We start from the raw sequence: 20,902 nt of genomic DNA, 5'->3' as shown, positions 1-20,902 counted from the left end.
TTTTCAATTAGCCAAATATATTTTTAATATGGATAAGTTGCAGAATACATTCTTTCTTACTATATCATCTAATACGAAAGAACTATTCAGCTAACAGGGCCCGAACGTATTTGATAAGTAAATGAACCTCTGCATGACCTAATCAATGTAATTACATGTGTAAATTCATCTTTATGGTGAACGGGGCCCCTGTCTGCTCATTTTCCCAGCGCGCTGTTGCGGATTAATACTCCCGACATGCCATCAGGAGTGAACATATGCGTCTACTCGCCGTTGTATCAAAATTAACTGGCGTTTCCACAAATGTTGAATCCTCTGAAGTTACGCTCAGTTCGCCTTCTATCGTGAAACTGTCGGTGTCACGTGAGGAGGTAAGTCAACTGACTCGCGTGAATCAGGATCTGGTTGTCACACTCCGCTCAGGTGAAACCATCACCATTAAGAACTTCTATGTCGGAAAAGGTGATGCGCAAAACCAGCTTGTTCTGGAAGACAGTAATGGCGCGCTGTGGTGGGTTCAGGATACTGATGGGGCATTCCATTTCCAGCATCTGGACGATCTCACTCCGCTAATGACTGCCGAGGGAAGCCATGAAGGCGGCGCCGTCTGGCCGTGGGTTCTTGGTGGGATCGCGGTCGCAGGCGGAATTGGCCTCGCGGCGGGTGGTGGAGGTGGCGGCGGCGGCGGCGGCGGCGGCGGCGGGAGTGATAATAACGCCGGCAACGGAAATGGCGGAAATGGCAACGGTGGTAATGGGGATGGTGGTTCACCGCCAACAACAACCCCTAACATGCCTGACGTACCCGTTATCACCAGCGTAATCGATAACCAGGAGCTGATTACTGGCCCTGTTAATCAGCAGGAATCCACCAACGATAATACGCCTACTCTCCAGGGCACCGGCCCCGCAAATGCCACATTGCATATTTTTGATAACGGCGTCGAAATCGGCCGGGTCACTATCGATGCCAACGGCAACTGGTCGTTTACGCCATCCTCTCCACTCGCAGACGGTACCCACAAGTTTACCGTCAGTGCATCAGACGGTACGGGCAGCAGCGACATGTCGGACAGTTGGGAGATTATTGTCGATACGCTTGCCCCCGACGCCCCTGTGGTCACAGAAGTAACTGACGATTCAGGCTCCATTAAAGGCTTGATAGGTAATAACGGTGTAACCGACGATGCCACGCCAACCCTCACAGGCACTGGTGAAGCGGGCTCTTACATCAGCATTTCTGATAATGGCATTCTGATTGGCATGGTTCAGGTGGATGACAATGGTAACTGGACGTTTACACCTGACACGCCGCTTAGCGACGGTGTTCACAATCTGACGCTGACGCAAACTGACGATGCGGGTAACGTGAGCACGGAAACGAGTGTACCGACATTCACCGTTGATACCACCCCGCCTGAAGGCGCGGTCATTTCCTCCGTAAACCTGCAAGGCACCGAGGTAACCGGTAGTGCTGAGGTAGGAAGCCAGGTCATTATCATCGGTAGTAATAATCAGGTTTTGGGGTCAACTACCGTTGATCAAACCGGCAATTTCGTCATCGCGATTTCACCTTCACAGACGCACGGTGAAGCGCTGATCGCGAAGATTCAGGACCAGGCAGGCAACGTCGGGCCAGACACGTCCTTCAATGCCACCAACTCTGGCTACCCGGGCGTGCCTGTTATCATCAGCATTGTGGATGATGTTACCCCCTCAACTGGGCCATTGAACAATAATCAGGCCACCAACGACCCAACGCCTACGATCTCGGGTACCGCAGACGCCAACAGCACGGTTAACATTTATAACAACGGCGCGCTTGTTGTAAGCGTGCTTGCCGATTCCAGCGGCAACTGGACCTGGACCTCCAACACCAACTTGCAGGACGACTCATACTCCTTCACCACCACAGCAACCAACCACCTGGGCACGGGAGGAACGTCAGCGGCATTCAATATCACTATCGATACTCAGCCACCGTCAGCTCCGGACGATCTGAACGTATCTGCCGACGGCTCTGTCGTCACCGGTACAGCCGAACCAGGAAGTACCGTGACCATCAATAATAATAACGGTCTTCAGATCGGCAGCGGCGTCGCCGGAACGGATGGCTCATTTACCATCACCATTAACCCGCCTCAGACCAATGGTGAAACCATTACCGCTATCGCCACCGATCCTGCCGGGAACCCAAGCCTACCGGAAACCGCGCTCGCGCCAGACATCACGGCCCCGCTGCCGCCAGCTAATCTGGTGATTAATCCTACAGGCGATCAGGTTACCGGCATGGCTGAACCCAATAGTACGGTACATATTCTGGATCCTGGTGGCGCGATAATTGGAACAGTAACCGCCGGCTCGAACGGAGAATTCACCGCCACGCTGGTTCCGCCGCAGACCAACGGAGAACATCTTGTCGCCAACGCGACGGATGCTGCTGGCAATACCAGCGGCAACAGCGCGATTACCGCCCCGGATACCACGGCGCCTGACGCGCCAACCGGCGTCACCGTCGCCGGGGACGGTGGTTCTGTAAGCGGACATGCTGAAGCGGGAAGCACCGTCACTGTAAAAGACAGCAATGGTATTCAGATCGGCACAGGCCAGGCAGACAGCGGCGGCAACTTCACGGTGTCGATTACGCCGTCGAAAATGAACGGCGAAACGGTAAAAGTTACCGCAACGGACAGTAGCAATAACGAGAGTCAGCCAACTTCCGCGGTGGCTCCGGATATTACCGCCCCTAGAACGCCCATCATCACCGCCGTGACGGATGACCAGCCCATGTATCAGGGCCCTCTCAATAACGGCGATGTCACCAACGATAGCAAACCTAAGCTGGAAGGCACCGCCGAAGCAGGTTCTCAGGTCAAAATTTACGATAACGGCACCCTGCTGACGACCGTTGTCGCTGATATCAACGGTAACTGGAACTATACGCCAGCCTCGGCGCTGAGCGAGGGCGCTCACATCTTCACGGTGACAGCCACAGACGCCGCGAATAACACCAGCAGCGCGGCAAGCTGGAAAATCATTGTCGATACCATTGCGCCAATTGTTCCCGCAATCACGCTGGTGAACGATAACGTCGGTACGATAACCGGCGACGTTGCGAGCAACGGCGGCATCACCAACGACAACACGCCGACGATTTCAGGCACCGGTGAGCCAGGTTCGTTAGTTAGCCTGTTTGACAATGGCCTTTTACTGGACACCATCCTCGTCACTAGCTCAGGTTCCTGGAGCTATACAGTGCCAAATGGCGCTCCGCTCACTGACCAGGCGCATAATTTCACGGTATTGGCTACAGATATGGCAGGTAACGTCACCACCTCGCCAACGGTTGTGACGATCACGGTTGATACACAAGCGCCTGCCACGCCAGTCATTCTCAGCATGACGGATGATGTCGGCAGCATTAAAAGCGATCTATTTACCAACCAGAGTACGGACGATACGCTACCAAAACTTAACGGCACGGGTGTTGCCGGTTCAACCGTCACGCTGTATGACGGCACGACGCCTATTGGCAGCGTGCTGGTTCCGGCGGACGGTAACTGGAGCATTCAGGTGACTCAACCGCTAAGCGAAGGGCCGCACACGCTGACCGCCGTGGCTACAGATGCCGCAGGTAATGCCAGCACACCCGCAAGCTTTGCGTTAACCATCGATACCACGCCACCTGCTGCTCCGATTATTGTCGCCGGAGAGGGACTGATAGGCGGCGCTACCCTCCCCCTGGCAAACGGCGGCAGTACGAAAAGTACCACCCCTGTTCTTTCTGGTACTGGCGAGCCGGGAGCAACCATCACCGTTGCTGATAACGGCACAACGTTGGGTCGCACCACCGTCCAGCCTGACGGTACATGGACATTTACGCCACCGAATGCGCTGCCTGAAGGACCGCATAAATTCACCGCCACAGCGACTGACGCAGCAGGCAATACGGGGATCCCGTCGGCGAGCTTTACCCTGACGGTTGACAATACGCCCCCCGTGCAGCCTGGCGCGCCTGTCATTACCGACGATGTGGCTCCGGTAACGGGCGTGGTCACGAATGGCAATACCAATGACACCACGCCAACCTTTAGCGGCACCGGTACGTCGGGGGATGTTATTTCGGTGTATCTCGACGGCAATACCACACCACTGGGCACCACCAAGGTTGGTGCAGACGGCACATGGAGCTTTACGCCGACCACGGATATTAACCCGGACAGTTATCAGGTCACCATCACCGCAACCGATCCGGCAGGCAACGTCAGCCAGCCGTCGACTGCCGTCACCCTGAACATTGATATTACGCCTCCCGCAACGCCTACGATCGAGGCGGCAGATGACAACGCAGGCACTATTCAGGGAGATATTGCAGAGAACGGCACAACCGATGACAGTACGCCGACCGTGCGAGGAACAGGAGAAAGCGGCTCGATCATTACGCTGTATAACGGCACGACGGTTATCGGCACCACGACCGTAGTGAATGGTTTGTGGAACATCACACCGACGACGGCGCTGCCCAACGGCACCTACACGCTGACGGCAGTCGCCACCGATGCCGCAGGCAACCCCAGCGGTACCTCAAATAGCATCTCGTTTACGGTGAATTCGACACCGCTTACCGCCCCGCAGGTGACGGATATTGCAGATGACGTCGGCGTGATTACCGGTACACTCGGCAATGGAAGCGTGACGGACGATCTCTCCCCCACCGTCAGCGGAACGGGAACACCGGGCAGTACGATCCTAATCTATGATAATGGCAATCTCATCCCGCTAAACATCACGGTGGGAGCCGATGGCAAATGGAGCGTGGACGTTCCGCTTTCGCCCAATGTGCAACATACGCTGACCTTTGGCGCGCAGGATGCGGCAGGCAATAGCCTCCCGGCGGGCAACCCGGTAATTATAACAACCGATACGCAAGCGCCGACTGCCCCCATCGTAACCACCATAGATAATAACGGTACGCTGGTGAGCGGGACGGCCGAAAAAGGCAGCACCGTTATTATCAGAAATGGCACCACGGTCCTCGGCCAGGCCGTTGCTGACAGCATTACCGGCGCATACACCGTCACGATTTCACCGGCTCAGACGGCGGGTGAAGCATTGAACGCGATCGCTCAGGATCCGGCGGGCAACCAAAGCGGAGAAACATCGTTTACCGCCTCAATCTCGGGCCTTCCACACCCACCGACTCTGCAAATCATCGACGATGTTCCTTCCGGTTTAACTGAAATTGGTAACGGAAAAACGACCAATGACACGCAGCCAACCTTACAAGGCGTGGCAACAGCCGGCGCTGATGTAAATATCTACCAAAACGGAATCCTGCTGATCACCGTCCCGGCTGACGCGAGTACCGGTGCCTGGAGCTACACCATCCCCAGCGCGCTGGCGGACGGCACGACTTGGAACTACGCTGTCTCTCAAACGGTGAATGGCGACACCAGCGGCCAGTCGCCAAACTATGCCATTACCATCGATACCACCGCGCCGCTCGCGCCAAGCATCACCGCCGTTACTGATGATGTGGCTCCGGTGACGGGCAATGTCGGCAGTGGACAAAGCACTAACGACACGCGCCCAACACTGAGTGGTACTGGCGAGATTGGGGCGACCATTACGGTTTATGACGGCGGCGTGTCCATCGGCACCACTACCGTTAACAACAGCGGAAACTGGAGCTTTACCCCGCAAAATGCCCTGAATGACGGCCCTCACACGTTTACCGTGCGCGCCACTGACGCGGCTGGCAATCAGGGGGCCCCATCCGCATCCTACCCAATAACGGTGGACACAGGCCTGCCTGGTGCGCCAGTTATTGTGTCAGTAACCGACGATGTAGGTGGAACAACCACGCTCATTTCCGGGCAGACAACCAACGATAATACGCCAACCCTGGAAGGTACCACCGAAGCGAATAGCGTGGTCACCATCCGCGATAACGGCACGGTGATTGGCACAACCACCAGCGACGGAAGCGGCAACTGGAGCTTTACGCCTTCTCCGGCGCTCGGCGAGGGCAATCACGCGTTGACCGCCACGGTCACGGACGCCGCGGGTAACGTCAGCCCGGCAACCGCGCCATTCTCTCTGTTGGTCGACACACTCCCACCAGTAGTGCCAACGATTGTGTCAGTCATCGACGATCAGCCGGGAAGCACTCAGTTGACCAACGGTCAACTGACCAATGATGCCCAACCTACACTGAATGGCATTACCGAACCCAATGCCATTGTCACTATTCTCAGTAATGGTACGATCATTGGCACCGCAAATGCCGATGGATCCGGTAACTGGAGCTTCACCCCTACAAACGCGCTGGCGCAGGGCGAAAATATCTTTACCGTGACGGCGACGGATGCAGCTGGCAACACCAGCGGAGACTCCACCTCATTCACCATTTTGGTCGATTCAATTGCCCCGTCTGCACCGGTAATTCTGACCGTTCAGGACAATACTGCGCCGACAACCGGGCCTATCTCCAATGGGCAAATCAGCAACGAAAGTCGCCCGGCGCTCAGCGGTACCGGTGAAGTTGGCGCGACGATTACCGTCCTGAGCGATGGTCAGGCCATTGGCACCACCATCGTCGGCGCAGGCGGAAGCTGGAGTTTTACACCCTCCGCGGCATTGGGTAACGGCCAGCATACTCTGACCGTCACGGCTACAGATAGCGCAGGCAATACCAGTCTGCCTTCTGGTGGCTTTACCTACACCGTCGATACTATGGCACCGACAGCACCAGTGATTACTCAGGTTGCGGATGATGTCGGCCCGCTGATCGGTAATCTGAACAACGGTCAGGCCACGAACGATCCACTCCCGACGCTTAGCGGTACGGCTGAAGCCAATTCCACGGTGAGAATTTACGATAACGGATCGTTTATCGGCTTTACCACAGCGGATGGTACGGGCGCCTGGACCTTCACACCGGGAACCCAACTTGGCAATGGTAACCACGCGCTGACGGTAACAGCCACCGACGCGGCCGGAAACATCAGCCCGACGTCTGCAGGATTTAACATCGTTGTTGATACCGTCGCCCCGCTTGCGCCAACGATTATCCAGGCGTTTGATGACGTGCAGCCGGGAACCGGAACGCTATCGAACGGAGCCTTTACCAACGACACCCGTCCCGTACTCAGCGGTTCAGCGGAAGCCGGTGCCCGGGTAGCCATCTACGATAATGGCGCGCTGCTGGCAACGGTGACTGCGACGATAGACGGCACCTGGGAATATCTGACCACCACACTTGGCAACGGTCAGCATGTGTTTACCGCTATCGCCACCGACGCCGCCGGGAACGTGAGTCCTGTCTCAGGCGGGTTTACGATTAATGTCGACACCATTGCACCATCCGTCCCGTTGCTGGTCTCTGTGGTGGATGATATCGCAGGCGGCGTGTTCAATGCAGCGCTCAGCAACGGACAGCTGACCAACGATGCGCGCCCGACGCTGAACGGCACCGCCGAGGCAGGCAGTACCGTCAGCATCTATGACGGAAGCACCCTGTTGGGTACCGCGCTGGTGCAAAGCAATAACAGTTGGTCGTTTACCCCAACCACACCGCTGGCGAATGGATCGCACACCTTCACTGTCACCGCCACTGATGCGGCGGGCAACACCAGCGGCGCGACGGCAGGCTTCAGCGTGGTAGTTGACACCACGGCGCCGACGCAGCCTTCAATCAGCAGCATTATTGATGATATTGGGCCAAACACCGGGCCGATTGGCAGCAATCAGCCGACCAACGACGCGCGCCCAACGTTAAACGGCATCACGGAAGCCAACGCGCGAGTTGATATTTATGATAACGGCAGCTTTGTCACCAGCGTAACGGCGGACGGCAGCGGCAACTGGAGCTACACCCCGACTACCGCGTTGGCACAAGGTACCCACTCGTTTACCATCACTGCAACGGACAGTGCGGGTAATACCAGTGGCATATCGTCTGCGGCAGCGATCGTGGTCGATACCGTTGCCCCGGGTATCCCAACCGGGCTGGCGGTAAACGCCAACGGCACCGCGCTCACCGGCGTTGCCGAACCAAACAGCACGGTCATTATTACCTCCAGCGGCGGAACGATGCTCGGCACGGCAACCGCCAACGCCTCCGGTAATTTCACCTTCACTCTGAACCCACCGCAAATCAGTGGGCAAACTCTGCTGGTCAGCGCACAGGATGCCGCAGGCAACATCGGTACGGCGGGTAACGTGCTGGCACCGTTTACCGGCGTACCGCCTGCGCCTGTTATTGCCAGCGTGCTCGATGACGTCGGCACTATCATGGGACCCGTCGCTCCCGGTAAAACCACCAATGACACCCTGCCAACGCTCAGCGGAACGGCGCAGGCTAACGCCGTCATCAATCTGTACAACAACGGCGTGCTAATGGGCTTCACGACCGCAGACGGTAACGGGATCTGGAGCTTTACCCCATCCGGTGCACTCAGCGAAGGTAACCATACGTTTACCGCCACGGCAACCAACGCCAACGGCGCAAGTGGGTTGTCCGGTTCGTTCAGCGTGATTGTGGACACCACGCCACCGACCGCGCCAACGATCCTGATCAGCGCCGATGGCGGTACCGTCAGCGGCGTCGCCGAAGCGGGAAGCACGGTCACCATTTCTCTGCCCGGCGGCACCAGCGTGACGGCAATCGCCAACAGCAGCGGTGTCTACAGCGTCAACCTGCCGGTTCGCCAGATTGAAGGGCAGTCGCTGTCCGCCACGGCGACCGATGCGGCGGGAAATACCTCATCGCCGACAAGCGCTCTCGCACCAGTATTGCCGCTGCTGGCTGAAGACAATATCACCAGCCTGCCGCTACAAACCGATGTCACCGTCAGCACCGAGCATCAAAGCGATTATGGTTTCCTGTTGGTTAATGCGCTGGGAAATGTCGCCAACGTGCTGGGGAACGATACGGCAAGCGTGAATTTCAGCATCGCTTCTGGTGGCAGCGGATCCATTACAATCAATGCCGCAGCGACCGGCGTAGTGCTGTCGCTGTTAAACACACTTGAAGTCGTCATCCAGCGCTTTGACACCGCGCTGAATGCCTGGGTGACGGTGGTGGATACCGGAAAACCAGACTTTGCCAGCCTCCTCACTCTGGGCGCCTCAGGCGTAACGCTCAATTACAGCGGACTGACTGGCGGTGATTACCGCGTGGTCAGCTACAACACCAACCTGCTGGCGACCGGGGCATACACCAGCCTTGATGTCTCAGTGGTAAAAGCCAGCGCAGGAACCATCACCGGCGGTACTACCGAGTCTGGCAATATCATCACCGATACCGATCCCGCCAACGGGCAGGATAATGCCCCTTCCGGCACGCTGGTCACCGCCATCACCGACGGTAACGGCAACGTCGTGAACATCCCGGCGGGCGGCATTGATGTGCAGGGGAAATACGGCATCCTGCATATCAATCAGAACGGTAGTTACACCTATACCCTGACCAATACGTCAATCTCGGTGTATGGCCGTTCCGAAAGTTTCACCTACACGCTGACGCATGGCAGCGATCACTCCTCGGCAAAACTGGTGGTAACGCTCGGTCAGGCGCCCACCACCAGTACGGTAACCGCGGCAGACGATGTGGCTGCGCTGACTTACGGGACGCAGGTCATCGCGGTTGATCATGGCACATCACAGCAAACCGGCTTCACCCTCGCCAACGTCGGACTGGGCAATGTGCTGGATGTCAGTCTGGTTAACGGTTTAACCAATCCGATCAAATTTAATGTGGATGATGGCGCAACCCGCACGCTGACCGTCAAGGCCAGCGTTCTCGGCGTCACGGTTGGCGGTTTTGACCTCTATGTTTATCGCTTCAACGAGTCCATTCAGCAGTATGAGCAGTTCCGCGTGAAGCCCAACTGGGTCACGGCGCTGCTAGGAGGTAGCTCAACGGATTACACTATCACCCTGCCTGGCGGTGACTATCTGTTCCTGCTTAACGCCTCCGGCGGTCTGACGCTGCTGACCAGCTATACCCTGAATATACAGGCCGATCACACCTACGCCGTTGACAGCCTGAGTGCGACAACCAATGGAAACCTGCTGGTCAACGACTCGGCTCCGGCCAATACCGTTATCACCGAAGTTAACGGTGTCACCGTAAACGGAACGGGTACAACCACCATTAACGGGCAGTACGGCACGCTGACTATTGATGCGAAAGGGAACTACACCTACACGCTGAGAAGCGGACTGGGCGCAGACGGTATCAATACGCCGGACAGTTTCGTGTATAAGGTCAAAGCGCCAAACGGCGATACCGGCAGTGCATCGCTGAATATCAAACCAACCCCACAGGCGCTGGATGCAGTAAATGACGTCAGCAGCACGATGGCGGTCACCACCCAGGCGGATACTTCCCGGTCGTTTACCGACGACAGCGTCGGGAACGCCAGCTGGAGTGCCCAACTCCTTTCACCCACCTCAAAAAGTGGTACTGGCGTCATTGAAATCGCTACGGGAACGGCGGTGCAAAACGCCATACTGCATTTTAACGTCGCGTCAGGTCTGACGCTGGGCGGGCTGACCGTCACCTGGGCGCTGTATGACAGCAACAACATCAAGATTGCCGGTAACTCTTTCAATGGCGGATTGCTGGTTGGTGGCAATATCGATATAGCCTTGAGCGGGATCGTACTGCACCCCGGCAACTATCGCCTCGACTATACCGGAAGCGTCGGGGGGCTGGGGCTGGGGAATATCACCATCACCCCCAGCGTGAAAGGTACGATAATCGACCTGCAAAACTTCGAGACTTCCACAGCGAACAGTGTCACCGGCAATATTTATGACGGAGACCATATTGCCAGCGTGCATACCTTGCTGACGGTGAACGGCACGGGCGGCAGTACCGTCACGCTTGATCCGCTGAGTAGCACGACCAGCGCCATCATTAACGGGTTGTACGGCAAACTGACCATTGGCATTGATGGTCATTACACCTATGCCCTCAACAGCGATGTCTCGCTCTCCACCATCGTCACCAAAGAGACATTTACCTACACCCTTAACGACCAGAATGGCCATACCGATACCGCTACGCTGACCATCAATATGAATCCGCAAGTGGTGAGTACCGTCGATGCCGATCGCCTGACTGGCAGCGCCTACGGCGATACGCTGATTTATCACCTGCTCAACGCCAACGACGCTACCGGCGGCAACATTAGCAATGGTGCTACCGACACCTGGACCAACTTCTCACTGGCCCAGGGTGACAAAATCGATATCGGCGACCTGCTGGTGGGCTGGAACGGGCAGAACGCTACGCTCGGCAACTACCTCACCGTAACCACCAGCGGTAACAACACGGTGATTGCCATCGACCGCGACGGTACGGGCAACACATATCACTCAACCAATCTCATAACGCTGGAGAACGTACACACCACGCTCGATGAGCTGGTGCAACAAAATCACATCGTGCCCTGACGTTAACGCAATGCGTTAAAGCGCCATAACTACAGCCCCGGATGCCATGACGTCCGGGGCAATAACAGTCGTCGCTGCCGTATTTTGTAAGGGATAAACTATGAGAAATGTCGCGCCTGTTGCATTACTTCTGGCATTAACGCTCTGTACCCTGCGGGTGAATGCCGAAGATGAACCGCAAATTATTACGCCGGAAGGACTGGCCACCAGCCAGATGCTTCCCTCGCTGGACGGCGCGGTTGCCGATCTGCCGCTGAGCGCTGCCGCCCCCGGCAACCTGATGCTCAACGACGCGGTAAGTCGTGCCGTGAGCTGGCATCCTTCTATTCGTGAATCGATCGGCAAACTGCTTTCGCAAAACGAACAGATCGACGTGGCGAAATCGAAATATTACCCGCAGGTTTCTGCCGGAATGAATAACGGTTACAGCAATACCTATACCGACCACGGCTTTAGCCCGGCGCTGGTTATTTCGGTGTCACAAATGCTGTACGACTTCGGCAAAGTGGCAAGCCAGGTCCGCGCCGAGACAGCCGGAGCCGCACAACAGCAGGCGAATGTGTTACTCAGTATTGATACCATCGCCCACGCAACCGCCAACGCGATAGTCCAGGTGCAGACGTGGCAGCAAATGGTGGACGCCGCCGAAGAACAGCTCACCGCCTTAAACGACATTGGTCGACTGACCCGACAACGCAATGATGAAGGGGCAACCTCGCTGTCCGACGTGGTGCAAACCGATGCGCGTATCGAGTCTGCACGTTCTCAGCTGGCGCAGTATCAGGCCAATCTCGACAGTAGTAAGGCCACATTGATGAGTTACCTCGGCTGGAACTCACTTAACGGCATCAGCAACGAATTCCCGGCCAAACTGGACAGCAGCTGCGATATGGTCAAACCGGAAGATAAACTGGTTCCCGCGGTTCTGGCGGCCTGGGCGCAAGCGAATGTGGCACAGGCAAATCTCGATTACGCCAACGCGCAGATGACGCCCACCATCTCTTTGGAACCGTCGGTTCAGCATTATCTCAACGACAAATACCCCAGCCATGAGGTGCTCGACAAAACCCAGTACTCCACGTGGGTAAAAGTTGAGATGCCGCTGTATCAGGGGGGCGGACTCACCGCCAGGCGCAACGCCGCCAGCCATGCGGTAGAGTCTGCACAATACTCCATCCAGCGCACCCGACTCGAAGTACGACAAAAATTACTGGAGTCCCGCAGCCAGGCAATGAGCCTCGCCACCGCCCTGCAGATTCTGCGCCGCCAGCAGCGACTGAGTGAACAAACGCGCGAGCTTTATCAACAGCAGTATCTGGACCTCGGTTCGCGCCCGCTGCTCGACGTGCTTAACGCCGAGCAAGAGGTGTATCAGGCCCGTTTTGCGGAACTCCAGACTCAAAACCAGCTGCGCCAGCTCCAGCTGAACTGCCTCTATAACACTGGCTCGCTTCGCCAGGCGTTCGCCTTAAATAATCGCAGCATTCAATCGGTGGAGATCAAGCTATGAGCGACCTCGATTCACATGCAAAAGATGCGATTAGCGAACACGCTCTTAGCCAGTGGGCGCAGGCGATGACGCATATTGCCAATCACTATCGCGTGGCCTGTTCTCCCGGCGCAATCCAGGCCAACGCCCCGTGGTTTGCGGGAAAAAGCCGGGCCACAGCCCTGTCACAACTGGCGCGTCAGGCGGGACTGTCATTTCATGCGCTGGATACCGCCACGCAGGCGTTCGGTCAGTGGCGTCTGCCGGTGGTGGCGGAACTGCGCGACGGCCAGCTAATGGTGATAGAACATTTCAACGGCGAAGATGCACTGGATGTATTTATCATCGCCGAAGAGGGCCAGCGTAACCGGCTCACGGTCGCAGAGCTTCTGCCGGAGATCGTGAGTATTACCGCGCTACGCCCGCTGTCGGCGCTGAAGGACAGTCGGGTAGACCGCTATATTTCGCGCTTCAAGCCCGACTGGATGCGCGAACTGGTGTTAAAAGACATTAGTCCTTATCTGCCGGTCATGATTGCCGCCTTTCTGATTAACGTTCTGTCGCTCGCCGGGATTATCTTTTCCATGCAGGTTTATGACCGGGTGATCCCCGCCCAGTCTTATCCAACGCTGTATGTTCTCTCCACTGGCGTTCTGGTGGCAGTGCTGTTTGGCTTTTTGCTGCGCGAAGCGCGTACCCACATAATGGACCTGCTCGGCAAACGTGCCGATATGCGCATTTCCGATCGCGTGTTCAGCCATGCATTGCGCCTGCGCAACAGCGCCGTCCCCCGCTCGACGGGGAGCTTCATTTCTCAACTGCGCGAGCTGGAACAGGTTCGCGAGATGATCACCTCCTCGACCATGTCGACCATTGTCGATCTGCCGTTTTTCTTTTTGTTTATCGTGGTGCTGGCTTTTATCGCCCCGCCGCTGGCATGGATAGCGCCCGTCGCGGCCCTGCTGATGATCCTGCCCGGTTTGCTGTTACAGAAAAAGCTGGCGGTGCTCGCCAACCAGGCTGCCCATGAATCCACCCTGCGCAACGCGGTGCTGGTCGAGAGCGTTCAGGGGCTGGAAGACATCAAGCTGATGCAGGCGGAAAACCGCTTTTTACAGCAGTGGAACAGCTACATCCGCATTACCGGAGAGTCCGGGCTGCGCACGCGCAGGCTGACTCAGGGGCTGATTGGCTGGGGCATGTCGGTACAAAGCCTGGTCTACGCCGCCATCATTATGTTCGGCGCGCCGATGGTCATTGAAGGCACGATGACCACCGGCGCCGTGGTGGCCGCTTCGATGCTCGGTTCCAGAATGATTGCCCCAATGGCTAATCTGTGCGGTGTGCTGGCCCGCTGGCAACAGGTCAAGGCGGCGAAGATGGGGTTAGACAGCATCATGCAGCTTCCCACCGAAACGCAGTACGACGAAGACCGGGTGCATCAGGAGATTTTTCACGGTCATTATCTGTTTGAGAACGCACACTTTCGCTACCACAGCGACGATCAGCGCGTTCCGCTGCGCATCTCGCGCCTGGAGGTCATGCCCGGCGAGCGCGTGGCAATCCTCGGGCGTAACGGTGCCGGGAAATCAACCCTGCTGCAGGCCATGGCGGGTGGTGTGGAGATTATCCAGGGCGATGTCCGGCTCGACAACCTGAGTCTGGCGCAGATCGATATGGCTGATTTACGCCGCAACATCGGTTTTCTTAGCCAGAACGCTCGGCTGTTTTTCGGCACCCTGCGCGAGAACCTGACCCTCGGCGCACCGCATGCCAGCGACGCGCAGATCTTCGAAGCGCTGGAGGTCAGCGGCGCGGCAGCTTTCGTTAAACAGCTCGCCAAAGGGCTGGCGCACCCCATTATGGAGGGCGGCAACGGTTTGTCCGGTGGACAACGGCAGTCGATCCTGCTGGCAAGAATGCTGCTGCGATCGCCCAATATCGTGCTGCTCGACGAACCCAGCGCCTCGCTGGATGAACATACCGAGCGGGAGTTTATTCAGCGCCTGAACCAGTGGCTGGGCAACCGCACATTGATTGTCGCCACCCATCGCGTACCGGTTCTGGAGCTGGTCGAGCGCGTGGTGGTATTAAAAGAAGGTCAACTGGTCATGGATGCCCCGAAAGCGCAGGCATTAAATGCGAGCCGGGCACCCGCCCCAACTCACGGTCGGGAGTGGAAAAATGAAAACCAATCCGCATGATGCCGCCATGGACGACCTCGATATCCGCCGCGAGCACCGTTTTTCCGGGGCCAGCCGCATTATTCTGCTCAGCACCCTGCTGTTTGCCGTCCTGGGTATCTGGGCATATTTCGGCAAGCTGGATGAAGTCTCAACCGGCAGCGGAAAAGTGATCCCCAGCTCGCGAGAGCAAGTCTTGCAGTCGCTGGATGGCGGCATTCTCGCCGAGCTTACTGTACGCGAGGGAGATAAAGTGCAGGCCAATCAAATAGTCGCCCGCCTCGACCCCACCCGTTCTGAGTCCAATGTTGGGGAGAGTGCAGCCCGTTATCGCGCCTCACTGGCTTCCAGCGCAAGGCTTAATGCCGAAGTTAACGATCTGCCGCTGGTCTTTCCCGATTCACTGCGCGCCTGGCCGGCTCTCATCGCCTCCGAAACTCGCCTGTATAAAAGCCGCCGCGCGCAGCTTGCGGATTCAATGGCAGAACTGCAAGATGCACTGGTCTCAGTAAATAAAGAACTGGCCATCACCCAACGGCTGGAGAAAAGCGGTGCCGCCAGCCACGTAGAAGTGCTGCGCCTGCAACGACAAAAAAGCGATCTGGGATTAAAAATCACCGACCTGCGCTCACAATATTTCGTGCAGGCGCGGGAAGCGCTGTCAAAGGCCAACGCCGAAGTGGATATGCTGGCGGCGATTTTAAAAGGACGCGAGGATTCCGTCACCCGCCTGACCGTACGCGCGCCGATGCGCGGTATTGTGAAAAACATCCAGGTCACCACCATCGGCGGCGTTATCCCGCCCAACGGCGAGATGATGGAGATTGTGCCGCTGGACGATCATCTGCTGATAGAAACCCGACTGTCACCGCGTGATATCGCTTTCATCCATCCTGGACAACGGGCGCTGGTGAAGATTACCGCCTATGACTACGCCATTTACGGCGGTCTGGAAGGCGTAGTCGAAACCATCTCTCCGGACACCATTCAGGACAAAGTGAAACCGGAAATCTTCTATTACCGCGTGTTTATCCGCACGCATCAGGACTTCTTACAGAACAAACTGGGACGCCATTTCTCCATCGTACCAGGCATGATTGCCACAGTGGATATAAAAACAGGTGAAAAAACCATTGTCGACTATTTAATCAAACCGTTTAATCGCGCAAAAGAAGCCCTGCGCGAGCGCTAAATCCTTGAGGATTAGGGGTTGCGGGGGCTGGTCACGCGTGTCACAAGTCTGTTATACTTGCTCTAACACATTGGGGCTGATTCTGGATTCGACGGGATTCGCGAAACCCAAGGTGCATGCCGAGGGGCGGTTGGCCTCGTAAAAAGCCGCAAAAAAATAGTCGCAAACGACGAAAACTACGCTTTAGCAGCTTAATAACCTGCTCTGAGCCCTCTCTCCCTAGCTTCCGCTCTTAAGACGGGGATCAAAGAGAGGTCAAACCCAAAAGAGATCGCGTGGAGGCCCTGCCTGGGGTTGAAGCGTTAAAACTAATCAGGCTAGTCTGGTAGTGGCGTGTCTGTCCGCAGGTGCCAGGCGAATGTAAAGACTGACTAAGCATGTAGTGCCGAGGATGTAGGAATTTCGGACGCGGGTTCAACTCCCGCCAGCTCCACCAAACACCGGTGAAAGCCCTCAGCGCAAGCTGAGGGCTTTTTTGTGTCTATTGCCCCGTCCTGAAAGTGTTGACACGTTCCAGACTTAGATCCGGAGAACGTGATGATAGCTGAATACGAACAGGCAGATTAATTTCCTGATAACTCTTTTTATTTAACAGTGAACGACCATGGTTAAATAATATCCCTACAAGCTTAAAATCGTCACGATAAAAATAAACGTATTTTTTAAATACATTCGTCATTTAAACGTTCGACATCGTTAGCCAGCCCATAATGCCGCATAGTGTAAAAATATCCAGTTAACTTCTCCATGAACAACTCTTGAATTTTCCTACTAAATACATATATTACGCATCCCGTTCAGTACATGGAATAACCTTTGATTTTTTTAATTGATATTGGAGTTACAAATGTCAAATAAGAAAATTTCGCGGAGCAATGGGGCAACAGGCCCCGTTAATAAGGTTGTCGCATGGTCAACAATCGCTTTGCAGGCTCTGTATCCTGCCCTTCTTAGCTTCACGCCAACCATCAGCCATGCGTCAGCCGTTAAGGCATCGCAGGCCGCCGCAGAACAGCAAGAACTGCGCGGCCTGTCTTCTCTCGCCGCGCAGGCTGGCAGAAGTATTGAAAACGGCCATGCGGGCAGTTTTGCTGCCAATACCGTCTCAGCACAGGCAACGAAGGAGGTGGTAGAGTGGCTACAGAAGTACGGTAATGCGCGTATTCAACTCAACGTCGATGACGCTTTCTCGTTGAAAGATTCGGCGTTCGATTTCCTTTATCCGTGGGTTGATACAAAGCAGCATGTTTTATTTAGCCAGACATCGCTTCACCGTACCGATGACAGAACCCAAACTAATATCGGCATGGGTTATCGCTATTTCACGGCGGATAATTCAATGCTGGGCGCAAACTTATTTTATGACTACGATTTAAGTCGTCATCACGCACGTATGGGTGCAGGCGTTGAGTATTGGCGAGATTATTTACGCGCAGGCGCAAATGCTTATTTAAGATTATCAAAATGGAAGGATTCTCACGATCTGGATGATTATCAGGAACGTCCGGCGGATGGATGGGATATCTATACCCAAGGTTGGTTACCATCGTATCCGCAACTGGGCGCATCGCTTAAATATGAAAAGTATTACGGCAAGAATGTCGGCCTCTTTGGCAGCGATCATCTTCAGGAAAATCCGTACGCCTTTACAGGCGGGATCAGCTATACGCCGGTTCCGCTAGTTACGCTTTCCGCTGAACACAAGCAGGGGCAGAGCAATACTCATGATTCACGCTTCGGCATAGAGATTAACTATCGCCCCGGCATCCCGCTGGCGAAGCAGTTGGACAGCGACAATGTTGCGTTAATGCGCGAAGTTCAGCACGGACGCTACGATTTTGTCGAACGAAATAACAATATTGTTCTGGAATACCGCAAAAAATCGGTTCTGAAAATCCGCCTGCCTGAAAGCGTACAGGGGGAAGGTGGCGCCGTTATTCCGGTGACTATTTCGCTGGATAAATCCCACTGGGGCATTCAGTCGGTAGAGTGGAACGATAGCGCATTTACCGCCGCTGGCGGACGCATTTCCGGTAGCGGCACATCATGGCAACTGACGTTACCCGCTTATACACCAGGCGGCACTAATCACTGGCAAATCGGTGCAACGGCGCGAGATGTTAAAGGAAATGTCTCTAACTATGCGGTGATGAACGTGACGGTGACGGGGAGTTCAGCCTCTGTCGGCACAATGGATTTTACATTGAACGGCGAGCAGCAACCGATCATCGCGGCTGACGGGAAGTCACAGCATCCGGTTACGTTGGTGCTTAAAGATACCAATGGTAATCCGTTAACAGGGCTAGCACATGACATTGAGTTGTCTTTAGCGTTTACGCCTGACGCACAGAGAAATCGTGAGCGTTCAGCACAGGCTCCAAAACTTGGTGAAGTGCAGGAAACCCGCACCGGGGTGTATACCGCCACGCTGACGCCGGGTTTAACGGCGGGGACGGCACGCATCACAGCTAAAGTCCTGGGTAAAACAGAAACCCTGACAGTGACACTAAAAGCGGTTTCCGCCGAGGCGGCAAAATCGACATTCACGGTAATGCCCATGGAGCAGGTCGTTGGACACCCGATTAGCCTGGCGTTAGAAGCAAAAGATAAAGACGGGAATGCCATCACCGGCGACGACAGCTTACGTTTTTATGCAGTTTCAGCCAGCGGCGAAGTCCGTTTTACTGCAGTAGAAGAGAAAGACGGCGTGTACAGCGCTAAGGCAACGTCTGAACTGGCTCAGGCGACACGCATTGGTGTGAAGTCACAAAAACATGATTTCTCTGGGCTGGAAAAACAAGCCAACTGGATTGCCGACAAAACGCAACCGGTGGTGCAGGCTTTTAACCTGACCAAGGACAATGCACTGGCGGATGGCAAACAGAGTAATATCGCGGTCGTTACCCTGACCGACCGTTATGGGAACCCGCTGTCCGGATACACGGTCACTCTGGCGTTACCGCCACAGGTTAAGATCGCGAATGGGGAGAACGTTGTGAAGACCGATGCCAAAGGTGAAGCAAGATTCTCACTGACCAGTTCAACGCCGGGAACTTATGATATTACGCTAAGCGCGGGGAACATCAGCTCATCGCTAAGCGTAACATTTGCCTCTGCAATGGAGGGGGCAACATTGTCTCTGGCGGCCAAAGACAATGGCGCAATAACCAATATTGCAGCAAACGGTCGCGATGGTGCCAAGCTTGAGATCATGCTCAACAATACCGCCGCGTCGGTTGAAGGACAGAAAGTGGAGCTTATCGTAACGCCACAAGGGCTCGTGTACCCGGACAAAATCACCACCAATAAAGATGGTTACGCGACGGTAACGTTAACTACGGTTAAGGCAGGTCATTACACCGTTAATGCCAGGGTTACAGATGGGCAGCACAGCGTTGAGTCCTCAAGCGTTGACCTGGAATTCGTACCTGATATTAACAGCGCAGTGCTGAATTTGACCGCACCGTCTGAGAGCATTGTGGCAAACGCATCAGTGGCACATGAAATTCAGGTACAGGTTGTCGACGGTGAAAACAACCCATTTAGTGGTGACGTGCACCTGACCAGTTCCCCTGCCAGTGGATTAAAACTGGGCCAGTCCGAACTCACATTGGATGAGAAAGGAATGGCATCAACAAACTTTATTGCCGCAGAAGCCGGGCACTATCAATTGCAGGCAACCTTCATCAAAGAGGGTAAACGCGTTACGGCGAGTAAGGCGATTGAGGTGGTATCGGATCTGCAAAATGCCGCGTTGACGATCGAACCGTCAACTACATCCGCCGTAGTCAGTGATGTGGATAACGTGGCGTTTACCCTGCATCTGACCGATACATCAGGGAACAGCGTCAGCAATCGTAAGCTGAAAATTACGGCTACAGGCCCATCGCCACGCGATCCTCTGGTGATTGACAATACGCTTGTCACCACCAATGGTTCCGGTACTGCGACTGTAAATGTCCACGGTAATAAGGCGGGTCGTTACACGCTGACCGCCACATTGGCTGAACACGGTAGCAATGTCTCGGCAAATGCTTCGATAACGCTGAATGCCGATGCCCAGAATCCAGTACTCACTCTGGAGCAGGATCCTGGCTATGCCGTTGCCAACCTTGAGCCGGTAGGCTTTATGGCCCGGTTGCAGGATAAATTCGGTAACCCGTTAAACGGCAGTGTCGAATTTAGCGCAGGCAGCAAAGCCAAACCCGGCAGCGGAACCTTTACGATGACGCCGGATAAAACCAACTTTAAGTTAGGGAATGCTTACTCTGAACTGAGAACGGATACGGCCGGTGTAAGTTGGGTAAGAGCGAAGGCAACGACGGGAGATAAAACGTTGGAAAAAGTACTCACCGTCTGGGTAGTTGAGAACCATCAACCAAATTCCTGATCGGGATATAAACAGGAGATAGCCGCAGCGTGGCGGCTATCTCCCTTTCTATATATTGTCCACGCGTCCTCTACCCACTAAGACTCAGAACTGTAATAGCTTTAGCAAAGCTAAGTTCACTCTCGATGATTCCCCTTCCCCGTTGATTTGAAAACAAGCAGCAATATAATAAAGGGGCTGGAA

5 protein-coding genes and 1 other RNA gene are annotated in these 20,902 nt (G+C 55.3%); all 6 read left to right on the top strand.

All coding sequences use genetic code 11. The features are described 5' to 3' along the window. Positions 1-257: 257 nt before the first annotated feature. The 6 genes from OGY13_RS24880 (at position 258) to OGY13_RS24855 (ending at position 20,719) form a co-directional block, all read left to right on the top strand. Entirely contained in the window at positions 258-11,465 is an 11,208-nt protein-coding gene (locus tag OGY13_RS24880; protein WP_286637923.1) for a BapA/Bap/LapF family large adhesin, read from the top strand. 100 nt (positions 11,466-11,565) lie between these two features. After that, a complete protein-coding gene (locus OGY13_RS24875; RefSeq protein WP_213752842.1) occupies positions 11,566-12,975 on the top strand; it encodes a TolC family outer membrane protein in 1,410 nt (469 codons plus the stop codon). Then, positions 12,972-15,158: a type I secretion system permease/ATPase gene (locus OGY13_RS24870; protein ID WP_213752841.1), complete on the top strand. Its 2,187-nt coding sequence runs from the start codon at positions 12,972-12,974 to the stop codon at positions 15,156-15,158. The genes OGY13_RS24875 and OGY13_RS24870 overlap by 4 nt, the downstream gene beginning before the upstream one ends. Before the next feature lie 7 nt (positions 15,159-15,165). Further along, a complete protein-coding gene (locus tag OGY13_RS24865; protein WP_137377552.1) occupies positions 15,166-16,329 on the top strand; it encodes a beta-barrel domain-containing protein in 1,164 nt (387 codons plus the stop codon). A 72-nt stretch (positions 16,330-16,401) separates the two neighbouring features. Then, positions 16,402-16,765, top strand: a transfer-messenger RNA (tmRNA) gene (gene ssrA, locus OGY13_RS24860). 411 nt (positions 16,766-17,176) lie between these two features. Beyond that, complete coding sequence (locus OGY13_RS24855) at positions 17,177-20,719, top strand: inverse autotransporter beta domain-containing protein (RefSeq protein WP_213752840.1); 3,543 nt, start codon at positions 17,177-17,179, stop codon at positions 20,717-20,719. Positions 20,720-20,902: the final 183 nt, after the last annotated feature.

Origin of the sequence: Citrobacter sp. Cpo045 (genome assembly GCF_030332875.1) — a bacterium.
GTDB classification, from domain to species: Bacteria; Pseudomonadota; Gammaproteobacteria; order Enterobacterales; family Enterobacteriaceae; genus Citrobacter; species Citrobacter portucalensis.
This window is presented reverse-complemented; position numbering and strand designations above follow the sequence as displayed.